Origin of the sequence: Streptomyces sp. GMY02, assembly GCF_019056675.1 — a bacterium.
Taxonomy (GTDB): Bacteria; Actinomycetota; Actinomycetes; order Streptomycetales; family Streptomycetaceae; genus Streptomyces; species Streptomyces odonnellii.
In genome coordinates this window covers 4,626,295-4,646,942 of record NZ_CP077658.1, presented here as the reverse complement: position 1 = coordinate 4,646,942, position 20,648 = coordinate 4,626,295, and the positions used below count along the sequence as shown (strand labels likewise).

17 protein-coding genes are annotated in these 20,648 nt (G+C 69.9%); 9 read left to right on the top strand and 8 right to left on the bottom strand.

Annotation, left to right across the window (positions count from 1 at the left end):
* Positions 1-184: 184 nt before the first annotated feature.
* The 4 genes from KQY30_RS19525 to KQY30_RS19510 form a co-directional block, all read right to left on the bottom strand.
* Entirely contained in the window at positions 185-1,081 is an 897-nt protein-coding gene (locus KQY30_RS19525) for a phosphatidylinositol-specific phospholipase C (RefSeq protein WP_217307929.1), read from the bottom strand.
* A 43-nt stretch (positions 1,082-1,124) separates the two neighbouring features.
* Positions 1,125-2,075, bottom strand: a complete 951-nt coding sequence (locus KQY30_RS19520; RefSeq protein WP_217307928.1) for a hypothetical protein — start codon at positions 2,073-2,075, stop codon at positions 1,125-1,127.
* Positions 2,021-4,354, bottom strand: coding sequence for an NACHT domain-containing protein (locus KQY30_RS37140; protein ID WP_217307927.1), 2,334 nt, complete (start codon positions 4,352-4,354; stop codon positions 2,021-2,023). Before KQY30_RS37140 ends, KQY30_RS19520 begins: the two co-directional genes overlap by 55 nt.
* A gap of 316 nt (positions 4,355-4,670) precedes the next feature.
* Positions 4,671-6,476, bottom strand: coding sequence for a bifunctional UDP-sugar hydrolase/5'-nucleotidase (locus KQY30_RS19510; RefSeq protein ID WP_217307926.1), 1,806 nt, complete (start codon positions 6,474-6,476; stop codon positions 4,671-4,673).
* Positions 6,477-6,863: 387 nt separating this feature from the next.
* On the opposite strand from KQY30_RS19510, the gene mshD reads away from it, so the two are divergent.
* From mshD to pstB, 8 genes are all read left to right on the top strand, one after another.
* Entirely contained in the window at positions 6,864-7,784 is a 921-nt protein-coding gene (gene mshD / locus KQY30_RS19505) for a mycothiol synthase (protein WP_217307925.1), read from the top strand.
* Between the two features lie 570 nt (positions 7,785-8,354).
* A complete protein-coding gene (locus KQY30_RS19500) occupies positions 8,355-10,589 on the top strand; it encodes an RNA degradosome polyphosphate kinase (RefSeq protein WP_217307924.1) in 2,235 nt (744 codons plus the stop codon).
* Positions 10,590-10,596: 7 nt separating this feature from the next.
* Positions 10,597-11,655, top strand: coding sequence for a CHAD domain-containing protein (locus KQY30_RS19495; protein ID WP_254407630.1), 1,059 nt, complete (start codon positions 10,597-10,599; stop codon positions 11,653-11,655).
* 211 nt (positions 11,656-11,866) lie between these two features.
* Entirely contained in the window at positions 11,867-12,271 is a 405-nt protein-coding gene (locus KQY30_RS19490; protein ID WP_254407629.1) for an NUDIX hydrolase, read from the top strand.
* Positions 12,272-12,529: 258 nt separating this feature from the next.
* Positions 12,530-13,660 (top strand): phosphate ABC transporter substrate-binding protein PstS, encoded by a 1,131-nt coding sequence (pstS, locus tag KQY30_RS19485; protein WP_217307923.1) that lies wholly within the window; start codon positions 12,530-12,532, stop codon positions 13,658-13,660.
* Positions 13,661-13,777: 117 nt separating this feature from the next.
* Entirely contained in the window at positions 13,778-14,770 is a 993-nt protein-coding gene (gene pstC, locus KQY30_RS19480) for a phosphate ABC transporter permease subunit PstC (RefSeq protein ID WP_217307922.1), read from the top strand.
* On the top strand, positions 14,767-15,846 hold the full coding sequence (pstA, locus tag KQY30_RS19475; RefSeq protein WP_217307921.1) for a phosphate ABC transporter permease PstA: 1,080 nt from the start codon (positions 14,767-14,769) through the stop codon (positions 15,844-15,846). The genes pstC and pstA overlap by 4 nt, the downstream gene beginning before the upstream one ends.
* A gap of 52 nt (positions 15,847-15,898) precedes the next feature.
* Positions 15,899-16,675 (top strand): phosphate ABC transporter ATP-binding protein PstB, encoded by a 777-nt coding sequence (pstB, locus tag KQY30_RS19470; RefSeq protein ID WP_217307920.1) that lies wholly within the window; start codon positions 15,899-15,901, stop codon positions 16,673-16,675.
* A 207-nt stretch (positions 16,676-16,882) separates the two neighbouring features.
* Here the strand turns inward: pstB and KQY30_RS19465 are convergent, their stop codons facing one another.
* Together KQY30_RS19465 and KQY30_RS19460 are read right to left on the bottom strand one after the other, a co-directional pair.
* Positions 16,883-17,881 (bottom strand): inorganic phosphate transporter, encoded by a 999-nt coding sequence (locus KQY30_RS19465; RefSeq protein ID WP_217307919.1) that lies wholly within the window; start codon positions 17,879-17,881, stop codon positions 16,883-16,885.
* Between the two features lie 5 nt (positions 17,882-17,886).
* Positions 17,887-18,507 (bottom strand): DUF47 domain-containing protein, encoded by a 621-nt coding sequence (locus tag KQY30_RS19460; protein ID WP_046496218.1) that lies wholly within the window; start codon positions 18,505-18,507, stop codon positions 17,887-17,889.
* A gap of 230 nt (positions 18,508-18,737) precedes the next feature.
* On the opposite strand from KQY30_RS19460, the gene KQY30_RS19455 reads away from it, so the two are divergent.
* The gene (locus tag KQY30_RS19455; protein ID WP_254407223.1) at positions 18,738-19,091 is read left to right on the top strand and encodes a metal-sensitive transcriptional regulator; all 354 of its coding nucleotides are present in this window, start codon (positions 18,738-18,740) and stop codon (positions 19,089-19,091) included.
* A 75-nt stretch (positions 19,092-19,166) separates the two neighbouring features.
* Here KQY30_RS19455 and KQY30_RS19450 read toward each other — a convergent pair whose 3' ends face one another.
* Positions 19,167-19,367 (bottom strand): hypothetical protein, encoded by a 201-nt coding sequence (locus tag KQY30_RS19450; protein WP_217307918.1) that lies wholly within the window; start codon positions 19,365-19,367, stop codon positions 19,167-19,169.
* Between the two features lie 160 nt (positions 19,368-19,527).
* Positions 19,528-20,355 (bottom strand): hypothetical protein, encoded by an 828-nt coding sequence (locus KQY30_RS19445; RefSeq protein ID WP_217307917.1) that lies wholly within the window; start codon positions 20,353-20,355, stop codon positions 19,528-19,530.
* Positions 20,356-20,648 lie beyond the last annotated feature (293 nt).

Here is a 20,648-nt window from a genome sequence, read left to right as displayed (position 1 = left end):
CCACGATAGACCGTCGTACTTGAGCCGCGGTGGGCAACCCGGATACCCAACTCTCACGTACCACAAACAGGTTGAGGGAATCCCCTGCCTGAGCCGGGCGCCCCTGTCTGAGCCGGGCGGCCCGTCCCGCCCGCCTCAGACCAGGAATACGTCCCTCTTGTGCCGTTTCAGCCGTTTCGCCCGGTTACCCGTTGTGCCGTATCAGCGACTCCACCAGACCGGCCCGCGTCGCCGGGAAGTCCAGCGGTACGATCCCGAGCCCGCGCCAGCCGCTCGCCTCCGCGCCGTCCAGGAAGGTGTGCACCTGGGGGTTGAGCCGGTCGGAGTTCCAGCGGGGCGGCAACAGGGCCGCCGTGCTGACGTAGTTGATGAACAGCTTGCCCGGCTGCTGCACGGCCTTGCGGAAGTGCGCCTCGATCTTGGGGTACTTGGCGAACGGCTCGGCCTGGTAGTCGTCCTGGATGTCGAACAGCGCGCCGTCCCCGTACCGCACCCCCGGCAGCCCGCCGCTGTCCGCGAGCAGCACGACCCGGCCGCGCGCCTCGCCGAGCGTGGGCAGATTGCCGTCCAGCCGGAAGAGCGAGCGCCAGCCCTTGCCGTCGAGGTACGTGTCGAAGATCCGCCGGAACTCGGCGTCGCTCTCCGTCGAGTACTCCTGCTTGAGCCGCATCAGCACGGTCTCGGAGGGGTGCGCGCGGAGGAAGTCCCGGCAGGCGCCGAGGACATCGTCGAAGTTCAGGTTCTGGTAGAAGGCGGCGTGGTGGATGCTGAAGGCGTTGTCGAACGCCCGGCAGCGTACGTCCAGGAAGCGGATGCCGCTGTTCAACTGGTCGGCGATGCCGGTGTTCTGGCAGGCCACCCAGAGCCCGCCGACCTGGGCGCCGGAGTTGTGCGTACCGGGAATCGTCAGCCGCTGTACGGGCGTACCGTCGCCGAAGCCGCTCATCCAGTCCTGCGGGGCGAACGCCCGGCGCGAGGCGGCGATGGCGGGCGCGGCGCCGATGAGGGCGGTGGCGGAAACGGCGAGCGCGCCGGCCAGAAAGCCCCGGCGCGTACCTGTGTGTGTGCTCACGCGGCTCATACGAAGGTGCCTCCGTCTGCTGTGTGGGGGATCAGCCCTCGGATTATGTCCGGTACACGTCACACGTGGAACAGGGCCGGATGAACGGCCGCGGAATGAACGGAGCGCAGCGCGGAGAGCCGCACGGCGGGCGGCGCCCCGGGGCCCGGCGGACCGGATCCCGGCGTCCCTGGGCGGCGAGGTGGTGCTGTAGGTCGATGTGACGGAACTGGTAAACCGTTCCCACCTGGCGCAGTACGCCGCGTCGTTCATGGGCGTCGGTGAGGAAGGCGGTCAGATCCCGGGGGAGGTGCCGGCGCGCCGCCAGGTGGTGGCGCGTGAGGGTGTACTGCCACCAGGCGTTGTGGCCGAGCGCCGCCGCGAGGCCGACGGTGAGTCCGTAGGCGAGGCCTCGGTCGAGGATGTGGGGCGGGCTCATCGAGATCGCCTTGCCGCCCGTGGTTCCGCGGCCCAGACCGTAGTGAAGGCCGCCCTGTACGACGTACTCGACGCCGTAACAGAGGAGGAACGCGGCGCAGACCGCGAGGCCGACGACGGTCCACAGCCTGCGGAAGATTTTCCGGTCCTGCTCCAGGAGGGCGGCCGGTCCGACCGAGGTGGCGAGGTCGGCCGGTTTGCCGGCGAGGCCGTGGGCGATTCCGACGGCGAGCCCGAACGCGCAGGAGAACGACAGCATCGTCGTGAAGGTGTAGGAGGGAGTGCCGGTGAGGAGCGACTGGATCCTGAGGACGGCCCAGTGGGTGAGGCCGATGGTGGAGCCGCTCGCGAGGCCCACGGAAAAGCCGCGCCAGTCCCAGGCCCAGCGCGTGCGGACGGTCGGGATGGCGTCCGGGCGGCGTGCGGACAGGCTGCTCGCGCGAGCGCCGACGGCTCCGCCGGCCAGCGCGTAGACCGTCCCGTTGGCGAGGGCGCCGACGGCCGCGGCGGCGGGGCCGTAGTTCAGCCGGAAGGAGAACCAGAGGACGGCCCCGGCGATGAACCCGAGGGCACACATCCGCCAGTCCCAGGCCCTGCGGCCCGGGGCCCCGGGCACCACGCGGGGCCGCCGAGTCCCGCGCACCGCCGCCCCGGACTGCCGGGACCCGGGCACCGCGCCGGACCGCCGGGACCCAGGCGCCGCCCCAGGCTGCCGGGACCCGGGTGCCGCCCCAGGCTGCCGGATCTCGGGCACCCCACCGAGCCGCCAGGCCCCGAGCAGCGCCCCGAGCCGCCGAGTCCCGGGCACCGCGCCGGACCGCCGGGACCCGGGTGCCGCGCCGGGCGGCCGGATCCCGGGCGCCTCCTCAGGCCGCCGGGCCCCGGAAGGTGCCGCCCCGGACCGCCGCCCCGAAGCCCCCTGGCCCACCGGAGCGCGAGTCCGGTCGTCCCACGCCGTCTCCCCGCAGCCGCTCCCGGTCGCCGGGTCCCCGCAGCCGCCCCCGGCCGCCGGTTCCCCGAAGCCCACCAGCGCCGCCGCCGGATCCCCGGCCCGCCCGGTGGCGCCCCCGGACGCCGGGCCGCGAGTCTGCTGGACAGCGCGCCGACGATGCCGCCGGCGAAGCCGTAGGCGAGTCCGTAGGCAAGCGTGGTCGCCAGCCAGCCCGGCTGCCCGGTGGTGAGTACATGGGTCGCTCCCTCGGCGACGCCCCCGGTCACCCCCGCGACCAGGCCGCAGCCGATGCCGCCCGCGATCCCTCCGGCCAGTCCCGCGACCATGGCCGCGGGCGGGCCCGTCTGCCACCCGGAGTCGAGGCCGGCGAGCAGCGCCGTGAGCCGGCCCACCACGGTGGCGGCGGTCCAGGCCACGACACCGAGGACAACTCCCGTCACCACCTGGGCGATACGGGAGGGCAGCGCACGGCGCACCTGCCACCAGGCCAGGTCGGTGGTACCGCCCAGGGTGTGCTGCAGATGGCGTGCCAGATACCGCAGCGCGTGCTCGGCCTGCTGCGGGGACCAGCGGCACGGATACCGCGGATGGGGCCGGTAGGCGGCGGGCACGAACGCGTCGAAGAGATGGGCCCGGACGGCCGCGGCGCCGGGGAAGCGGACCGGATCGCACAGGTCCGCGGGCGTGGGGAGGACAGCGGCCTGTTCTCCCGGCCGGGGGTTGTACACCGTCCTGGCCAGGAACAGCATCAGCGGTGTGGTCAGCGCGCGTGCCACGGGGGCATCGCCGCCGAGCAGCCTGATCACCGGATCCCAGCGGGCGGCCGCCGCCGTCTCCTGGCCGCCGGAGTCCCGTTTCAGATAGCCGGCGATGTCCGGCGCGTCCAAGGGGCGCAGCTCCACGGCGGCGGCACCGCTGAGCCTGACCGGTACGCCGCGGGCCGGGGCCAGTGTGTCACCGTACTCCGTCACGCGGCTGGACAGCACCAGCGGGCGGCCGAGCGGCAGGGCCGCGTTGATCGCGTCCAGCGCCATGGCGCGGAACGGCGTGGGGATCTCGTCGAACCCGTCCAGGACCGGCAGGATCAGCCGGTGTTCGAGCAGGGCCCGGGCGAGGCTGACCTGCTCCTGCTCCTGCCCCTGGCTCTGCCCCGGCCTCTGCCCCTGTCCCGCGCGGGCCGCATGCCCGGCGCGATCCGGGTGATCCGCGTACCCCGCCTCCGGGGAGCCCAGACCGCTGTAGTCACGCGCGAGCCGTTCCGCCATCCACGACTCCAGCGTCTGTTCCGCCGGATTCCACGAGGCCAGCGGGAACAGTACGGGAACGGGGCCGCCCTCCGCGCGCTCGGCGACCAGCGCCAGCAACAGACGGACCAGCAGCATCGTCTTGCCGCTTCCCGGTCCGCCGAGGACCACAAGGCGGCGAGTCGGCACCCGTTCGAGGAACACCTCGGTGATCTCCCCGCCCGTCCCGGCCAGTCCGGCGGGCCCGGTGGCCCAGCCGGAGGGCGGAGCCGGCCGGCCGGACGGCCGCTCCCCGGCCATCTCCCGCAGGAGCGGCCACGACTCGCCGAATCCCGGGTCGGCCGCCCGCCAGGAGACCGGGAGCGGGTACGGATCGTTCAGCCGCCGCACCCGCGCCTCGGACTCCCACTGCCCCCGCACGGCCAGCGCCAGCCGGTCGGCGATCCGGGCCATGTCGTAACCGTCGGCCACGTCCCGCCGATCGGCCCGGAAGGCAGCCCAGGACAGATACAGCCCGCCCACGGACGGAAGCAGAGCCGCCACGGTCTCGGCCACCGGCAGCTCGAACCGAAGGGCGACACCCACGGCCCCGGCCATCCCGCCGACGGCCAGCACGAGATAGAGCACACCAACTCGGCGCGTCCGCCGCCCAGTTCCCATGGGCGGATTTTCCAGCGCCGGGGACGGGCGGCCGGCTGGAACGGCGCCCCGGCCCCACGTACGAGTGACAACCGGCGGCACGGCTCCGTACTGCACCGCGCCGCACAAACGCGCCGCACAAACGCCCCGCGCAAGCTCACGGATGCCGAGAAGGCGCACGGATGCCATGAAGGCGCGCGGCCGAGAAGCGCATCAGAAAAGGGCGTGTCCGCGAAGTCCCGCCCTGCCCCGAGGCAGACGGCGATACTTCGCGGACACTCCCTACCTACATGTGCACCAGACCCGCACGTGCGGCGGACCTACACGCGCACCGGAATCAGCGGATGATCGTGATCCGGTTGGCGGCCGGCGGCGCCAGCGGCGACTGGGCCGACGAGTTGGCCGCGAGGTACGCGTTCAGCAGGTCCAGGTCCGAGGGACCGACCAGCTTGTTCTTGCCCTGGCCCAGCGCGGCGAAGCCGTCACCGCCGCCGCCCAGGAACTCGTTCATCGCGACGCGGTAGGTCTTCGCCGGGTCGATCGGCGCGCCGTTCAGCTTCACCGTGTCCGTGAGGACGCGGTCCGCGCCGGTCTTCGTCATGTCCAGCGTGTACGTGAAGCCGTTCGAGACCTGGAGGATCTTCGGGGAGGCCGCGTTCGAACCGCTCACCTGCTGCTGGAGCGCGGTGATGATCTGAGCACCCGTCAGGTCGAAGACGTTCATCATGTTGGTGAACGGCTGGACGGTGAACGCCTCGCCGTACGTCACCACACCGTCGCCCTCGGCGCCCGACGCCGCGTAGACCAGGTCGGACCTGATACCGCCCGGGTTCATGAAGGCGAGCTGCGCGCCGCCCTTGTCCGCCGGGGCCGTGCCCGCGAGCTGCGCGTCCGCGATCACATCGCCGAGCGGGGACTCAGGGCTCGTCGCGCCACGGCCGTTGATGTCCGCGGAGATGTAGCCCTGCGGGGTGTTGGAGATCGGCGCGGCCAGCTTGTTCCAGCGCGCGATCAGGTCCGTCATGTCCTGCGCCTTGGGCTGGTCACGGCTGACGACGTGGTTCGCCGACTCGACGCTCGTCCGCACGATGTCATTCGTACGGCGGTCGTAGGTGAGCGTGGTGTCCGTGTAGAGCCTGCCGAACGACGCCGCCGAGGTGACCAGACGCGGGTTGCCCGCCGGGTCCGGGATGGTGCAGGCGTACGCGTTGTGGGTGTGACCCGTCACCAGCGCGTCGACCTGCGGGGAGATGCCCTTGGCGATGTCGACGATCGGACCGGAGACGCCGCCGCCGGGGGCGGGGCTGTCACAGTCGTAGTTGTACGCGGACGAGGCCGGCAGGCCGCCCTCGTGGATCAGCGCGACGATCGAGTTGACGCCCTGGCTCTCCAGCTCCTTGGCGTACTTGTTGATCGTCTCGACCTCGTCGTGGAACTTCAGGCCCTTGACGCCCTCGGCGGTCACGATGTTCGGCGTGCCCTCCAGGGTCACCCCGATGAAGCCGATCTTGATGCCGTGCGTCTTCCAGACGGTGTACGGCTTGAGGACCGGCTTGCCGGTCTTCTCCGACGTCACATTGGCGGCGAGGTACGGGAAGTCGGCGCCCTTGAACTTCTTCCCCTTCTCGTAGCAGCCGTCGGTCGGGTGGCAGCCGCCCTTCTGGAGACGGCCCAGCTCCTCCGCGCCCTCGTCGAACTCGTGGTTGCCCACGGCCGTCACATCGAGCTCCATCTTGTTGAGCGCTTCGATGGTCGGCTCGTCGTGGAAGAGGCCGGACAGCAGCGGGCTGGCGCCCACCATGTCACCGCCGGCCGCGGTGACGGAGAACTTGTGGCCCTCACGGGCCTTGCGCAGCGAGGTCGCCAGGTATTCGGCACCGCCGGCGGGGATCGCCTTGGTCGTGCCGTCGGCCTGCTTCTCGTTGACGTTCCCGGACGAGCCGGCGGGCGGCTCCAGGTTTCCGTGGAAGTCGTTGAAGGAAAGGAGCTGAACCTCCACCAGGTCGTCCTTGTGGTGGCCCTTGTTCTTGTCCTGGCTCGCGGCGGCAGGCATCGCGGCGACCAGCGCGCCCACGGTCGCCAGCCCTGCTGCGGCGGCAAGCACCCGCCGCGCCGCGCGCTTCTTCTGCGGTGTCGCTGACATCGGTCCCCTTGTGGATCGAATGCGTATCGAACGTATGCGTGAAGTGCTTTGAGGGTATTGAGAATCGTGAAAAGTCCGGAGTTGAATACTGCGCCCCGCAGCCTAAGGTCAACGCGCGTAGCGCGACAGGGGTTGCCGGGTTACGACCTGGTTGCCGTTGGGGGTGCGGGGGCTGTCGGGGCGTGGGCGGATCCGGGGGCTAGGTCCTGTCCGGCGGATCTTCGTGGATCAGCCCGGGGCGGCTGGTGCGGTGGATCGCAAGGCGGAGGATCGTCCTCGTACTGGATGTACTTGGACGGTCCGACAACGCAGCGAGGTGCCGTGCCAGGCGTTCCGGGCCCGCGAAGATCCGCCGGACAGGGGCTGGGAGCGCCGTACCCTCGGGTTATGACTGACGCAGCAGCCCGCGAGTCCGGCCGGCAGATTCTGACTCTTGACGCGCTCACCCCGGAGCAGGCCGAGGAGGTGCTCGCGCTGCTCGCCGAGGCCGGTGCCTCGGACGGGGTGCAGGCCATCTCCGAGCAGGGCCGGCTCCAGTTGCGCGGCGGACACCGCGAGGGCGTACGGCACTTCCTGCTGAGCGTGGACGGGGTGCTCGTCGGATACGGGCAGCTTGAGGACACCGACCCGGTCGAGGCGCCGGCCGCCGAGCTGGTCGTACGGCCCGGATACCGCGGGCAGGGCCATGGCCGGGCGCTGGGCGCCGCGTTGCTGGGGGCGTCGGGGAAGCGGCTGCGGGTCTGGGCACACGGCGGCAAGTCGGCGGCGCGGCATCTCGCGCAGGTGCTGGGGCTGACGCTCTTCCGTGAACTGCGGCAGTTGCGCCGCCCGTTGGACCCGTCGGCGATCCCCGAGGCGGTGCTGCCCGCGGGGATCACGATCCGTACGTTCGTACCGGGGCAGGACGACGCGGCCTGGCTCGCGCTGAACGCGGCGGCGTTCGCGCACCATCCCGAACAGGGCGCGCTGACCCAGCGGGACCTGGACGACCGGATGGCGCAGCCGTGGTTCGACCCGAAGGGCTTCTTCCTCGCGGAGCGCGGCGGGGAGCTGGTCGGTTTCCACTGGACCAAGGTGCACGCCGAGGAGCGGATCGGTGAGGTGTACGTCGTCGGCATCCGGCCGGACGCGCAGGGCGGCGGGCTCGGGAAGGCGCTGACCGCGATCGGGCTGCGGCATCTCGCGGCGGAGGGGCTGCCGACGGCGATGCTGTACGTGGACGCGGACAACGCGGCGGCGGTGACGGTGTACGAGCGGCTGGGCTTCGCCACGCACGAGGTGGACCTGATGTACCGCACCGAGTCCTGACGCGGCATCCGCGCGGGGCACGGCCGACGGTCCGCCCCGCCGGGACGCGAACGCCGCCTGGCACCGGACCCGCGCGGGGACCGGAGCGCCCCGGCCCGGAGCCCTGTCCCCCGCCGACCGCCGGACCCAGGCCAAGCCCATCCGCGCCGGCCGCCCGGCCCGGCACCCCGGGCAAGCCGGTCCGAGCCGCGGCCCCGCAGGCTCCCGACCGCCCCGCCACCGGGGGCAGCCCCGTCCGGACCGTAACCCTCCGCTCCGGTGGCGTGACCCCGCGCGCATCCCGCACCCCGCCGGGCCGCCTCCCGTACCCCCCGCGCTCGCCCCCGTACCCCCACCTGCGTACCCACCGGCGCGCGTCCGCGCGCGGCCCGTGAGCAGGCGCTTCGGGGCACCCCGGGGAGCCCGGTCCCGCTTTCCTTCACGTCATGTCACCGTTACCGGCCATTCAGACGGTCTTGCGACTCTCTCTCAATGCAGCCCGCTCTGCCCCCCACGCCGAACGGCAGGATCCGCCTCGCACCTGCCCTCTCCGACGCGCCGGTCGTCCCCTCTGCGCGGAACAATGGGGACATGAGCCAGCAGCCCGCCGAGGTACCGGTACAGCACCCCCAGCCGTCCGTCGGTTTCATCGCCTCGCACCGGCCCCACGCGGTCGCCACGGGCGGGTCCGACCTCGAACCCGATCTCGACTCCGACCTCGACGCGTACGAGGAGGAGGGCGAAGGAGAGCGGGAGGGCTCCGAGCTGCCCCAGGGGCGGTTCCTCGACCGCGAGCGAAGCTGGCTCGCGTTCAACGAGCGCGTCCTGGAGCTCGCCGAGGACCCCGCGACCCCGCTGCTCGAACGGACGAACTTCCTCGCCATCTTCGCGTCCAACCTCGACGAGTTCTTCATGGTCAGGGTGGCCGGACTCAAGCGCCGTATCGCGACCGGCGTGGCCACCCGCTCCGCCTCCGGACTCCAGCCCCGCGAGGTCCTCGATCTGATCTGGACCCGCTCGCGGGAGCTCATGGCACGGCACGCCGCCTGCTATCAGCAGGATGTCGCGCCGGCCCTCGCCGACGAGGGCATCCACATCATCCGCTGGCCGGAGCTGACCGACAAGGAGCAGGCGCGGCTCTTCACACTCTTCCGGCAGCAGATCTTCCCGGTCCTCACACCGCTGGCCGTGGACCCCGCGCACCCCTTCCCTTATATCTCGGGTCTCTCGCTGAATCTGGCCGTGGTGGTACGGAACCCGGTCAGCGGCCACCGCCACTTCGCGCGGGTCAAGGTGCCGCCGCTGCTGTCCCGCTTCCTGGAGGCCTCGCCGCAGCGGTACGTACCGCTGGAGGATGTGATCGCGGCACACCTGGAGGAGCTGTTCCCGGGGATGGAGGTGTTGGCGCACCACATGTTCCGGGTGACTCGCAACGAGGACCTGGAGGTGGAGGAGGACGACGCCGAGAACCTCCTGAAGGCGCTGGAGAAGGAACTGATGCGGCGGCGCTTCGGCCCGCCGGTCCGGCTGGAGGTCGAGGAGTCCATCGACCCGTACATCCTCGATCTGCTGGTCCGCGAGCTGAAGGTGTCCGATGCCGAGGTCTATCCGCTGCCCGGGCCGCTGGATCTGACGGCGCTGTTCGGGATCTCGCGGCTCGACCGGCCCGAGCTGAAGTACCCCAAGTTCATAGCGGGCACGCACCGTGACCTCGCCGAGGTGGAGTCGGCGTCCGCGCCGGACATCTTCGCCGCCCTGCGCGAGCGCGATGTGCTGCTGCACCATCCGTACGACTCGTTCTCGACCTCCGTCCAGGCGTTCCTGGAGCAGGCCGCGGCCGACCCGGACGTCCTGGCGATCAAGCAGACGCTGTACCGGACCTCGGGCGACTCGCCGATCGTGGACGCGCTGATAGACGCGGCCGAGTCGGGCAAGCAGGTCCTGGTGCTGGTCGAGATCAAGGCGCGCTTCGACGAGCAGGCCAACATCAAGTGGGCACGGAAGCTGGAGGAGTCCGGCTGCCATGTGGTGTACGGCCTGGTCGGGCTGAAGACGCACTGCAAGCTGTCGCTGGTGGTACGGCAGGAGGGCGACACCCTGCGCCGGTACAGCCATGTCGGCACGGGCAACTACCACCCGAAGACGGCGCGGCTGTACGAGGACCTGGGGCTGCTGACCGCGGACCCACAGGTCGGCGCCGACCTGTCCGACCTGTTCAACCGGCTGTCCGGCTACTCGCGCCGGGAGACCTACCGCCGGCTGCTGGTCGCGCCGAAGTCCCTGCGGGACGGGCTGATCGCCCGTATCAACAAGGAAGTGGCGCACCACCGGGCAGGGCGGCCCGCCTATGTCCGGTTCAAGGTCAACTCGATGGTCGACGAAGCGGTCATCGACGCCTGTTACCGGGCCTCGATGGCGGGGGTGCCGGTCGATGTCTGGGTCCGCGGGATATGCGCGCTGCGGCCGGAGGTCGCCGGGCTCTCGGAGAACATCCGGGTGCGGTCGGTCCTGGGGCGCTTCCTGGAGCACTCCCGGGTCTTCGCGTTCGGCAACGGTGGTGACCCGGAGGTCTGGCTCGGCAGCGCCGACATGATGCACCGCAATCTCGACCGGCGTATCGAAGCACTGGTCCGGGTCACCGACACGGCCCACCGCGCGGCACTCATCCGGCTGCTGGAGACCGGAATGTCCGACAACACGTCCTCCTGGCACCTCGGCGCGGACGGCAACTGGACCCGGCATGCCACGGACCAGGACGGCCGGCCGCTGCGGCACGTACAGGAAATGCTCATAGACGCCCGGAGGCGCCGGCGTGCAGCACCATGAAGTGGACATCGACTCCTTTACCGCGGGCGACACCGACCGCCTGACGGCGGGCGAGGTCCTGGCCGGCTATCTGCACGCGCGCGCCGGGGACTTCCTGCGCGCGCTGCGGATGTACGGCGAGAGCGGCTCGGACACGGCGGCGGCCGAGGCGGCGGCCCGGACGCTGCGCGGTGCGGCGCGCCGGATCGGCGGCGGGCTGCATACGTTCCGGCCGCTGCTCGATCCGGCCTGGGCGGATCAGCTCCGTACGGAACTGGGCTGGCTGTCGGGCACTTTGGCGCAGGAGCACGCCTGTACGGGGCGGCTGCACCGGCTGCTCGGGGCGCTGGCGCGGCTCTCGGGCGCGACGGTGACTCCGGCCGTGGCCTCCGTGGCCTCGGCCTCGGCGGGCCCGGTCGCTCCGCGTACGGACGGCCAGCCGGAGGGGCCGCCGCCCGGCACGCTCACCGTCGGGGCGTCGCGCGCCGGCGCGCTGCTGGAACGTCAGCTCACGCTCGCGCGGACGCGGGCGCACTCGGCGGCGCTCCAGGCGCTCGGTTCGTCGCGCTTCCACGCGGTGGCGGACGCCGTGGCGGTGCTGGCTTCGGAGGTGCCGCTGGCGCCACTGGCCGGGGCCCCGGCCGTGGAGGTGCTGGCCGGGCCGAGCGAGAGCACGGAACGGCAGTTGCTGGACGCGGTGGCCGCGCTGCCGCTGGCCCGCGCGGCGCATCCGTACAACGCGGAGGCCCTGGTGCACGGGCTGGCCACGGCCTCGGAGGGCGAGGCGCAGGACGCGCCCTGGCACCACGTACGGCAGTTGCTGCGGCTGCACCGGTACGCGCAGGAGGTCTGGAGCGCCGGCGGCGCCCCCGATCCGACGCTGCTGGGCGCGGGCCAGGCCCTGGACCGGCACCGGGACGCGGCCGAGGCGGCGGCAGCCGCGGCGAACGCGGCCCGCACCCCGCGGATCGCGCCCGCGACGGCGTACGCCCTGGGGGTGCTGCACGCGGACCAGCGTCTGGAGGTCGAGGCGGCACGCTTCGCCTTCCAGCAGGTGTGGCAGCGGGCGGCGGCGACCGCGCCATGACCGGCGCGCCATGACCGGGTACGGGCCGCAGGACGGGCCCGTACGCAAACAGGTGCCTTCGTACGGGTACGGGAGCGACGACGGCAACGGCAGCGGTGACGGCAACGGGGGCGAAGCCATGACACGGACCGGCCAGGACAAGCAGAAGAACCAGGACAGTCAGAACAGCCGGAACAACCGGCGCGACCAGGACAAGCCGGACCGGCAGGGCCTGGTGCTCGCGGCCGGCTGTGTCCTCTGGCGCCACCCCCGGGGCGGCGACAGTACCCCGGAAATCTGTCTCGTACACCGGCCGAAATACGACGACTGGTCGCACCCCAAGGGCAAACTCAAGCGCGCGGAAGGCACTCTGGCCGCAGCGGTGCGTGAAGTGTTCGAGGAAACCGGCCACCGCTGCGCCCCCGGAGCCCCGCTCGGTACGGTCAGCTATCTCGCCCAGGGCCGCCCCAAGCAGGTCAGTTACTGGGCGGCCGAGGCCACGGACGGCGTCTTCACCCCGAATGACGAGGTGGACCGCATAGCCTGGCTCACTCCCGAAGCCGCCAGGGACCGTCTGACCCAGCCCCGCGACCGCTTCCTGGTCGACGCGCTGCTGACCGCACTGCACGCCATCTGACCGAATGTCACCTGATTCCCTGTCACTTCGGCACGCACACCGGTCTCGCAACGTCGGAATCGAACCGAGTCCAAAATGAGACCGGCACCGTGCCGCCTGCCACGGTTCACTTCCCGTTCATTCTTCCCCGTTGGCGGCTTCACCTCATCTGCCTAATTTCGGGCTTACAAGGTGACGGTCGCAGTGCCCCACCACCCACCCCGACACACGCCGCCGTGAATACGCAAGGACCGGCGGCTCTTGGAAGGAACACCCGAAGTGAAGCTTCAGCGCAAGAACGGGCTGCGTGCCACCGCGCTCGGCGCCCTCGCCCTCTCCGGCGCCCTGGTTCTCACGGCGTGTGGATCGGACGACAACACCGGCTCCGACGACGCGTCGACGAAGCCCACCGCCGCGTCGAACGCCGTGTGCCAGGACGCCAAGGGCCAGCTTCTCGCGTCCGGTTCCAGCGCGCAGAAGAACGCCATGGACCTCTGGGTCAAGGGCTACATGGCCGCTTGCCCCGAGGTCGAGGTCAACTACAAGTCCTCCTCCTCCGGTGAGGGCATCATCGCCTTCAACCAGGGCACCGTCGGCTTCGCCGGCTCCGACTCGGCGCTCAAGCCCGAAGAGGTCGCCGACTCGAAGAAGATCTGCCAGGGCGGCCAGGGTATCAACCTGCCGATGGTCGGCGGACCCATCGCGATCGGCTACCACCTGGAGGGCGTGGACAGCCTCGTCCTCGACGCCCCCACCCTCGCCAAGATCTTCGACAGCAAGATCAAGAGCTGGGACGACGCCGCGATCGCCAAGCTGAACCCGGGCGCCAAGCTCCCGAAGAAGCCCATCCAGGCCTTCCACCGCTCCGAGGACTCCGGCACCACGCAGAACCTCGGCAAGTACCTGGGCGCCACCGCTTCGGCGGACTGGAAGTACGAGGCCGAGAAGAAGTGGCCGGCCCCCGGTGGCCAGGCCGCGTCCGGCTCCTCCGGTGTCGCCACGCAGGTGAAGCAGGTCGACGGCTCGATCGGTTACTTCGAGCTCTCGTACGCCACCTCGCAGCAGATCTCCACCGTCCAGATCGACACCGGCGCCACCGCCCCGGTGGAGGCGTCGTCCGAGAACGCCTCCAAGGCCATCGCCGCCGCCAAGATCAAGGGCACCGGCAAGGACCTGGCCCTTGAGCTGGACTACGCGACCAAGGCCGACGGTGCCTACCCGATCGTCCTGGTGACGTACGAGATCGCCTGCGACAAGGGCAACAAGGCCGAGACGCTCCCCGCGGTCAAGTCCTTCCTGACCTACACCGCCAGCGACGAGGGCCAGAAGCTGCTCTCCGAGGCCGGTTACGCCCCGATCCCCGCCGAGATCAACGCCAAGGTCCGCGAGACGGTCGCCTCCCTCTCGTAATACACAACAGCAGGTGACGGAAGTCGGCCCGGCGTATCGCTCCGGGCCGACGGCCGTCCTGCCTCCGGTGCACCGCCGCCAGGGGAGCCGTCCTCCCCCACACAGACCGGAAAGATCATGGCTTCCACCACACCCATGGACACACCACCAGCCCCCCCACTGAGTTCCAAGCCGGGTACCTCCACCGGCCGCGCGGGTGACAACATCTTCGCGGGCCTCTCCAGGGGCTCCGGCATTCTGCTGCTCGTCATCATGGCGTCGATCGCGGTGTTCCTCACCTACCGCGCCGCGCTCGCCCTCTCCGAGAACGAGGGCAACTTCCTCACCACCTTCGAGTGGGACGCGTCCAGCACCCCGCCCTCCTTCGGTATCCCGGTCCTGCTCGTCGGTACGATCATGAGCTCGATCGTCGCGATGGTCATCGCCGTCCCGATCGCCGTCGGTATCGCGCTGTTCATCTCGCACTACGCGCCGCGCCGGCTGGCCGCGCCCCTCGCGTACGTCATCGACCTGCTCGCCGCCGTGCCGAGCATCATCTACGGCCTCTGGGGCGCGCTCGTCCTCGTGCCGTATCTCGAAGGACTGAACCTCTGGCTCGACCAGTACTTCGCCTGGACGTACATCTTCGACCAGACCCAGCCCGGCGTCGCCCGCAACATGCTGACCGTCGGCATCCTGCTGGCCATCATGATCCTGCCGATCGTGACCAGCGTCAGCCGGGAGGTCTTCCTCCAGGTCCCGCGGATGAACGAGGAGGCGGCCCTCGCACTGGGCGCCACCCGCTGGGAGGTCATACGCCTCTCGGTCCTGCCGTTCGGACGCTCCGGTGTCATCTCCGCCTCGATGCTGGGCCTCGGCCGCGCGCTCGGCGAGACGATGGCCGTCGCCACGGTGCTGTCCCCGAGCTTCGTGCTCTCGTTCCATCTCACCGACCCGGTCGGCGGCACCTTCGCCCAGAACATCGCCGCGAAGTTCGACGAGGCCAACGAAACCGGGCGTGACGCCCTGATCGCCTCCGGCCTGGTCCTCTTCGTCCTCACCCTGCTGGTGAACGGCGCGGCCCGCCTGATCATCGCGCGCCGCAAGGAGTACTCGGGGGCCAACGCATGAGCCACGCAGCCGTACAGCACGCACCGACGCCGCTGCCGCCCTCGGACAACGGGAAGAGCCTGAGCCGCCGCGGTCTGCCCCGCTGGGCACCGGCCGGATTCGCCGTCGCCGGCATCCTGATCGGCGCGGGCATCGGAGCCGCCGCCGGTCTCGACAGCAAGGTCCAGTGGGGCCTGATCGCCGTCGTCGCCTTTCTCGTCGTCTCGTACGTCACCACCACGGTGGTCGAGAACCAGCGCCAGGCCAAGGACCGCCTGGCCACCAGCGTCGTCTGGGTCTGCTTCGTCCTCGCCGTCATCCCGCTCTTCTCGCTGCTGTGGACGACCATCAGCCGCGGGGTGAAGGTCCTCGACGGGTACTTCCTCAGCCACTCCATGGCCGGTGTCCCCAGCTCCCAGCCGGGCGGCGGTGTCTACCACGCGCTGATCGGCACGCTGGAGCAGGTCGGCATCGCCACCGTGATCGCCACGCCGATCGGTCTGCTGACCGCCGTCTATCTGGTGGAGTACGGCAAGGGCGCGCTGGCCAGGGCCGTGACCTTCTTCGTGGACGTCATGACGGGTATCCCGTCCATCGTCGCGGGTCTGTTCATCCTGTCGCTCGTGCTGATGACCGGCACCGAGCCGTCGGGCCTGCTGGGCTCGTTCGCCCTCACCATCCTGATGATCCCGGTCGTGGTCCGCTCCACCGAGGAGATGCTCAAGCTCGTACCGAACGAGCTGCGCGAGGCCTCGCTGGCCCTGGGCGTGCCGAAGTGGCGCACGATCCTGAAGGTCGTCCTGCCGACCGCGATCGGCGGTATCACCACCGGTGTGATGCTCGCCATCGCGCGTATCGCCGGTGAGACCGCGCCGATCATCCTGCTGGTCTTCGGCAGCAACCTGATCAACTCGAACCCCTTCGAGGGCGCTCAGTCGTCGCTCCCCTTCTACATCTACCAGGAGTACAAGGCGGGCGAGGTCGCCTCGATCGACCGTGCGTGGGCCGCGGCCCTGGTCCTGATCGCCTTTGTGATGATCCTCAACCTGGTGGCGCGCGGCATCGCCCGCTGGAAGGCCCCGAAGACCGGCCGCTGAGGCCCGATATCCGGCTCCGCCGCGCGGGGCCACGAAAGAAGCAGTGATTGACATGGCCAAGCGAATCGATGTCAGCGGACTCTCCGCCTACTACGGATCCCACCGGGCGATCGACGACATCTCGATGACCGTCGAGCCCCGCTCCGTGACGGCCTTCATCGGCCCGTCCGGCTGCGGCAAGTCCACCTTCCTGCGCACCCTGAACCGGATGCACGAGGTCACGCCGGGCGGCAGGGTCGAGGGCAAGGTGCTCCTGGACGACGAGAACCTGTACGGTCCGAATGTCGACCCGGTCGCGGTGCGCCGTACGGTCGGCATGGTCTTCCAGCGCCCGAACCCGTTCCCCACGATGTCGATCTTCGACAATGTCGCGGCCGGACTGCGGCTGAACGGCCAGGCCCGCAAGAGCGAGCTGGCGGACACCGTGGAGAAGTCCCTCAAGGGCGCGAACCTCTGGAACGAGGTCAAGGACCGCCTGAACAAGCCCGGCTCCGGACTCTCCGGCGGCCAGCAGCAGCGTCTGTGCATCGCCCGCGCGATCGCGGTCGAGCCGGAGGTCCTGCTGATGGACGAGCCGTGCTCCGCGCTCGACCCGATATCGACCCTCGCGATCGAGGACCTGATCGGCGAGCTGAAGGAACGCTTCACGATCGTGATAGTGACGCACAACATGCAGCAGGCGGCGCGGGTCTCGGACCGTACGGCGTTCTTCAACCTCGCGGCGGTCGGCCAGCCCGGCAAGCTGATCGAGATCGACGACACCGAGCGCATCTTCGCCAACCCGTCCGTGCAGGCGACCGAGGACTACATCTCCGGGCGCTTCGGATAGGTCGACAGAGCCGTCCTGCGGTGCTGCATGGCGGTGCCACCGCATGACGACGGGCCCGCCCCCTCTCCCAGGGGGCGGGCCCATTCACGTTTACGGCGACAGGCGCACGGCTTTAGAAGCGGTACGCGTACGGCCCGGCTCAGCCGAAGGCCAGGTCCACGATCCAACTGTGCCCACCCGGGGGACAACCCCCGGACCCCCGGCCGGTCAGCCGAACGCCAAGTCCACAATCCAGAAGCTCAGCCCCGCGACCAGTGCCGCCGCCGGCATCGTGATGAACCAGCCGAGAACGATGTTCTTCGCGACGCCCCAGCGCACCGCGTTCACCCGCTTCGTCGCCCCGGCCCCCATGATCGCCGACGTGATCACATGCGTCGTCGAGATCGGCGCGTGGAACAGGAACGCCGAGCCGAACATGATCGACGCCCCCGTCGTCTCGGCCGCGAATCCCTGCGGCGGGTCCAGCTCGATGATTTTCCGGCCGAGCGTCCGCATAATGCGCCACCCGCCCGCGTACGTACCGAGCGACAGCATCACCGCACAGACGACCTTCACCCACACCGGGATCGTGTCGCCCGAGTCCTCCACATCGGCGATGACCAGCGCCATCACCACAATCCCCATCGTCTTCTGCGCGTCCTGCAAGCCGTGCCCGAGCGCCATCCCCGCCGCGGACACGGTCTGGGCTATCCGGAAGCCACGCTTGGCCTTGTGCGGGCTGGACCTGCGGAATATCCACATGATCGCGAGCATCACCAGATAGCCGACGCCGAGGCCGACCAGCGGGGACACGAACATCGGGACGACGACCTTCTCCAGCACGCCGGACCAGATCACATCCGTACCGCCGGCCAGGGCCGCGCCCACCAGGCCGCCGAACAGCGCGTGGGACGACGAGGACGGGAGTCCGTAGTACCAGGTGAGCAGATTCCAGACGATCGCACCGACCAGCGCGGCGAAGAGGATACCCATCCCCCGCGAACCATGGGGCGTCTCGATCAGACCCTCACTGACGGTCTTGGCGACCCCCTGCCCCAGGAACGCGCCCGCGAGATTCATCACCGCGGCCATCACCAGCGCGGCGCGCGGAGTCAGCGCCCGGGTGGACACCGAGGTCGCGATGGCGTTCGCGGAGTCGTGGAAACCGTTGGTGTAGGTGAAGCCGAGCGCGACACCAATGGTCACGATCAGTGCGAAGGTGTCCACGTGGTTCAGGACTCCTTGACCGCGATGGTCTCCACCGTATTCGCGACGTGCTCGAACGCGTCGGCGGCCTCTTCCAGCACATCGACGACCTGCTTGAGTTTGAGCACCTCCATCGCGTCGTACTTGCCGTTGAAGAGATGGGCCAGCAGCTTGCGGTGGATCTGGTCGGCCTGGTTCTCCAGCCGGTTGACCTCGATCCAGTACTCGGTGAGGTTGTTCATGGTGCGCAGGTGCGGCATGGCCTCGGCGGTCAGCTCGGCAGCCCTCGCGAGGACCTCGATCTGCTGCTCCACTCCCTTGGGCAGCTCTTCGATGTTGTAGAGGACGACGAGGTCGACGGCCTCCTCCATGAAGTCCATGATGTCGTCGAGGGAGGACGCGAGTTTGTAGATGTCCTCGCGGTCGAAGGGCGTGATGAAGGAGGAGTTGAGCTGATGGAAGATCGCGTGGGTGGCATCGTCGCCCGCGTGCTCCGCCGCCCGCATCCGTTCCGCGATCTCGGCCCTGGCGGAGGAATCCGCCCCGAGGAGTTCCATCAGGAGTTTCGAGCCCGTGACGATGTTGTCCGCGGACGCGGCAAACATGTCATAGAAGCTCGTCTCCCTGGGGGTCAGACGAAATCGCACCTGGGGTCCTCGGGTTACATGGAATTCGGTCAGGGTGATGCTAGGCGCATCATCCGGCCACTGCTAACCGGCAAGTTCCAAGTGTCGCCCATCAGACAAGGTGATATGCACAGGGCCCTGCCCCAAGGACCACAGACGGGTACCATATACCCACAAGGGGTATATGACTCTTTTCGGACATCCAGCAGTTCGGGCACCCAGCGGCCCGGACATCCCAGCAGGAGGACGCGATGACGACCACCGAGGCGGCCGGCGCGGCGACGAGCGACGCACCCTCCGCCCTCACCGACCATGACCGCGGCGTGCACGGCTACCACAAGCAGAAGGACGAACACCTCAAGCGGCTGCGCCGGATCGAGGGCCAGATCCGGGGCCTTCAGCGGCTGGTCGACGAGGACGTGTACTGCATCGACATACTGACCCAGGTCTCCGCCTCGACCAAGGCCCTGCAGTCCTTCGCGCTCCAGCTCCTGGAAGAGCACCTGCGCCACTGCGTGGCCGACGCCGCGGTCAAGGGCGGGGACGAAATCGATGCGAAAGTGGAGGAAGCGACCAAGGCGATCGCCCGGCTGCTCCGTACCTGACACGCCCCCGATACGCCCGATTCGTAACGGACATCACATACGGACCCGCGTACGGACATCACGTCCGGGCGCACATCACACCTGGCACGACGGCAGGAGCGCGGCAGGCCGGGGCGCCCGCTCCGCCGTCACGTTCAGCACCTCGTCGATACGGTCCGGGCTGAGCCGTTCCCCGTCCGCGGCCGACGCCGCGATCATCAACTCGCCGCACAACTCGATTTCGGCGAGGGCCACGTGGTCCTGGACGGCCGGCGTACGCAACAGTGCCACGTGCAATCACCTCTTCCTGCCGGTATCGCTGCCGGTATCGGCTTCCTAGCGTAGGGAGCGTGATACACACCGCGCATGGCACGTCCGGACCATTTCCGGCTTGGTCCTCCATGGTTACGGCTGGATCCGATCTTGCGGACCGGGCGCATTCGCCCAAGTCCCGGCGTTATGCCTTGATCTCACCGGCGAAGATGTCGTCGGACGGCGGCAGCGTGACGGAAACCGCGACCCCGAACGCGTACAGCAATGTGGTCGACGCGACATCGACCAATTGACCTTGATTGACATAGCTGAACTGATGCCTGACCTTGCGCAGCCGCCCCGCCTCGTCCAGATACGCGTCGAACGGCACCGCGTTCTCCCCGAATCCCTTGGCCGCGGCGGCCAGTGCCTCGCGCGCGTACGGAGCGGCAGACACCGCGGCGCGGCCGATGTGCGTCACACCCCGGTAGTGCCGGACCCGGATGCCCGCCAGATCCAGTTCCCCGATAAAAGCCACATTCCGGGCAGCGCGCAGGAGTTCGGCCGCGGTCAGCGGATCGGTCGCCCCGCCGGTGACCAGGTTTCCGTCGTCCAGCGTGGTCGAATCCACCCTGACCCACTTGTCGATGGGCACCCCGGCCCCGCGGTTCTTCATATACAGCGCGGCGGGCGACAGCAGTTCGGTGATCGGCCGGTGCCCGCTCGTACCCGCGGGATCCTTCGGCAGCACGACCCTGAGCCGCCCCATCCGCCGCACGAAGTCGTACCCGCCCTCGCCCCGGATGGTCACCCGCGTCCCGCCGGCCGCCATCTCCATGGACGTACGGGCCTTCGAACTCCCCGACGCCAGCAGCACATCGGCCGCTCTCAGCACCGCTCCCGGATCCCGGCCCGGCCGGTCGTCGGCCATGGCGCCGCCGCTTCCCGAGCAGCCGGAGGCCGCGGCGACGGCTCCGGCCACAGCCATGGCGGCGAACGCCACACCCCTGCTTCTGTGCTGCTGCACCACCATCGCCTGCCAACCCCCAACGCCTGGCCGTCGTTTGTCCGAAGCTCACCCGCTCCGGATAACGACGCCCCGCGTCCCCCGTCACGCCGCGCATCGTGCCGGGCGTCACGCCAGGCGTCACACCGGGCCCTGTCATGGGGTGCGAACACCTCGGTACGGTGGAGTCCGTGTGCGAGCACAACACATCGGAACCCCCCATAGGCACCCCGCCCTTCACCCCTTTACTTCACCCCATATCACCCCACATCACCTCGATCCTGGAACGCGGTTCGTTCTGTCTGGCCCGCTGTAGCTGC

What these genes read in the sequence shown, in the direction of transcription:
- KQY30_RS37140 (WP_217307927.1), bottom strand. Translation starts at nt 4,354, where the DNA reads ATGGGAACTGGGCGGCGGACGCGCCGAGTTGGTGTGCTCTATCTCGTG.
- pstB (WP_217307920.1), top strand. Translation starts at nt 15,899, where the DNA reads ATGGCCAAGCGAATCGATGTCAGCGGACTCTCCGCCTACTACGGATCC.
- KQY30_RS19520 (WP_217307928.1), bottom strand. Translation starts at nt 2,075, where the DNA reads ATGTGTGCCCTCGGGTTCATCGCCGGGGCCGTCCTCTGGTTCTCCTTC.
- KQY30_RS19445 (WP_217307917.1), bottom strand. Translation starts at nt 20,355, where the DNA reads ATGGTGGTGCAGCAGCACAGAAGCAGGGGTGTGGCGTTCGCCGCCATG.
- KQY30_RS19455 (WP_254407223.1), top strand. Translation starts at nt 18,738, where the DNA reads ATGACGACCACCGAGGCGGCCGGCGCGGCGACGAGCGACGCACCCTCC.
- KQY30_RS19500 (WP_217307924.1), top strand. Translation starts at nt 8,355, where the DNA reads ATGAGCCAGCAGCCCGCCGAGGTACCGGTACAGCACCCCCAGCCGTCC.
- mshD (WP_217307925.1), top strand. Translation starts at nt 6,864, where the DNA reads ATGACTGACGCAGCAGCCCGCGAGTCCGGCCGGCAGATTCTGACTCTT.
- KQY30_RS19525 (WP_217307929.1), bottom strand. Translation starts at nt 1,081, where the DNA reads ATGAGCCGCGTGAGCACACACACAGGTACGCGCCGGGGCTTTCTGGCC.
- pstA (WP_217307921.1), top strand. Translation starts at nt 14,767, where the DNA reads ATGAGCCACGCAGCCGTACAGCACGCACCGACGCCGCTGCCGCCCTCG.
- KQY30_RS19510 (WP_217307926.1), bottom strand. Translation starts at nt 6,476, where the DNA reads ATGTCAGCGACACCGCAGAAGAAGCGCGCGGCGCGGCGGGTGCTTGCC.
- pstC (WP_217307922.1), top strand. Translation starts at nt 13,778, where the DNA reads ATGGCTTCCACCACACCCATGGACACACCACCAGCCCCCCCACTGAGT.